Below are 1878 nucleotides of genomic sequence, written 5' to 3'. Positions count from 1 at the left end.
AAATGGAAAGGAAGATGATTTGTGGCTGGAAGTATACAAAAGATTGGAAAAAAATTCAGAGTAACAAAAGAACTTGGTAAGAGTCAGTCTGGTAAAAGGTTAAGGGAATACGTATACGCTGCAACTGAAGCTGAGGCAAAGAAACTACTTGCAGAATTCGAATATAACCAGCAAAGGAATACACTGGTCGAAAGCAGCAATATTACAGTATCGGAGTTTTTTGATCACTGGATGGAAAATTACGTTAAGTATAATTGTGAGGAAACAACAGCCTATGGTTATCGTAACATCTTGTACAAGCATGTGGAGCCATACCTCGGGAGGATCAAATTGCAGAAACTACAGCCAACGCATATTCAGCAATACTATAAGTATTTAATGGATGAGAAGGGCTTATCCCCGAATACTGTAAGAAAGCATCATGCAAACATTCGCAAGGCATTGGATTATGGGCTCAAGCAGCAGTTTGTATACAGGAATGTGGCAGATGCCGTTTCATTACCGCGATTGAATAAGTTTGAAGGTAGGGCTTATACAAAGGATCAATTGAATACACTCCTGGAGCTTGTGAAAGATACCAAGTTGGAGCTGCCTGTTTACCTATCAGCGTATCTTGGGCTTAGAAGATCTGAGATCACTGGATTGACGTGGAAGGAGGGAGTAGATATGCAGAATCGAATACTGCACATTGAGAAGGTGAGAACAAGTGCCGGGAAAGCTGTTGTGATCAAAAAGCCAAAAACGGATAAGAGCCAAAGAACGTTATTTATTGTTGATGTGATCTATGAATTGTTGAGGAAAACACAGGTGAATCAGGCAGAATATAAAAAAATACTTGGAAAAGACTACAATGATAGTGGCTATGTCTTTACTCGTGAAGACGGAACCCCATATCGAGTAAATACGGTAACTGAACAATTCAGTGATTTTCTGAAGAAGCACAAGCTTCCGAAAATACGCCTACATGATCTCCGGCATACCTTCGCTAGTATCCTTCATTCTGAGGGGGTTGATTTGAAATCGATCTCCGAGGCCCTCGGACATTCTGATATTGGTACGACTAACAAAATCTATACTCATATATTTGACAANAAGCGTTACGAAAGAACAAAGAGAAGCGTAGTAGTAATGTTTAATGGTAGTGCATGGATATGTTTTAAGTGGGGTTCCCAAAAGTTACATCACTTATCGTCGGATCATGTAATGATGATATTAATTTAGTGTCAAAAGGCATGCTTATTGGCATGAATCCAAGAGCTATGTTTTTATGTGCCCAAACACCTGTAAATAGCTTTTGGCATGTGCCACTAAAACTGAAGACATTTTGGCACGAATTAAGGAGGAATTATCGGTGGAGATGGGATACGGGCGAGTATCTGCTAAGGATCAGAATCCAGAAAGACAGCTGGTGAAGTTTCGAGAGGTCGGAATCGATGAAAGATATATATTTGTTGATAAACTAAGCGGAAAGGATTTTAATCGTCCTCGTTATCAAGCCATGCGTTTAATGATCCGGGAAGGTGATTTGATATACATTGATGCACTAGATCGTTTGTGTCGAGACTATGATGGAATCATTTCTGAATGGAAGTACATTACTCGTGAGCTGAAAGCAGATATTGTTTGCTTAGATGATGAGACACTGTTTGATTCAAGAAAGTTTAGAACCATGGGTGATTTTGGAAAAGTAATGGAGGATCAGTTTTTGAGCTTGTTGGCATATGTGGCTGAGCAAGAGAGGAAGAAGAACAGGCAGCGACAGGCAGAGGGGATAGAGGTTGCTAAGGCGAACGGTATTAAATTTGGTAGGCCAATGGTGGAGATTGACGAGGCATTCGTTCAAATTTATAAGCAATGGAAATCTGGATTATTTACTGC

General features: G+C 40.0%; 2 protein-coding genes. Both read left to right on the top strand.

Annotated elements, in window-relative coordinates:
- The first annotated feature begins 21 nt into the window (after nt 1-21).
- The gene (locus KIH86_RS10535; RefSeq protein WP_223110442.1) at nt 22-1221 is read left to right on the top strand and encodes a site-specific integrase; all 1200 of its coding nucleotides are present in this window, start codon (nt 22-24) and stop codon (nt 1219-1221) included.
- A 136-nt stretch (nt 1222-1357) separates the two neighbouring features.
- Nucleotides 1358-1878 (top strand): recombinase family protein (locus tag KIH86_RS10530; protein ID WP_235775349.1); only part of this gene is annotated, 521 nt, incomplete at its 3' end.

Source organism: Paenibacillus sinensis (assembly GCF_019904155.1).
In the GTDB taxonomy this organism is placed as follows: domain Bacteria; phylum Bacillota; class Bacilli; order Paenibacillales; family Paenibacillaceae; genus Paenibacillus_AQ; species Paenibacillus_AQ sinensis.
This window is presented reverse-complemented; position numbering and strand designations above follow the sequence as displayed.